The sequence below is a fragment of the Sphingomonas lacusdianchii genome (assembly GCF_022664395.1).
GTDB lineage: Bacteria > Pseudomonadota > Alphaproteobacteria > Sphingomonadales > Sphingomonadaceae > Sphingomonas > Sphingomonas lacusdianchii.
This window is the reverse complement of record NZ_JAKRET010000087.1, coordinates 1-536: the sequence shown is the minus strand read 5'-3', so window position 1 is coordinate 536 and position 536 is coordinate 1. Positions and strand designations below refer to the sequence as shown.

Annotated in this window: 1 pseudogene; it reads right to left on the bottom strand. The window is 61.8% G+C overall.

The window, feature by feature from the left end:
* Positions 1–410: pseudogene (locus MF607_RS22610) on the bottom strand (DDE-type integrase/transposase/recombinase); the annotation flags it as partial.
* Between the last annotated feature and the right edge of the window lie 126 nt (positions 411–536).

The following is a 536-nucleotide window of genomic DNA, read 5'->3' as shown; positions in this document are numbered from 1 at the left end:
CCTCGGCGAGGCTGTAGAAGATCTCGCCGTTGAGCAGTTCGTCGCGCAGCGAGCCGTTGAAGCTCTCGTTGTAGCCGTTCTCCCAAGGCGAGCCCGGGGCGATGTAGAGCGTCTTCACACCGATCTGACCGAGCCAGGTCTGGACGGCGGTGGCGATGAACTCGCTGCCATTGTCCGATCTGATGTGCGCTGGCGGACCGCGTTCAATGAACAGGTCGGCCAACGCGGCCCAGCACGTCTTCGTGGCGGAGCTGGCGTGACACGACCAGCGCCAAGCACTCGCGACTGGCCTCGTCGATGATGGTCAGGATGCGGAACTTGCGCCCATCGTGGGTACGCTCCTCGACGAAGTCGTACGCCCAGACGTGCCCTGGATATTCCTGCCTCAACCGGATGCACGAGCCGTCGTTTGAGCTGCCCCCTTCTGAGTGGTCCATCGACTATGACAGTCTGGATCAAGGAAGGGACGACGAATGCCAGCGAAGAAGCACAAGCCGGAGGAGATCATCGGCAAGCTGCGTGAGGTGGAGATCATG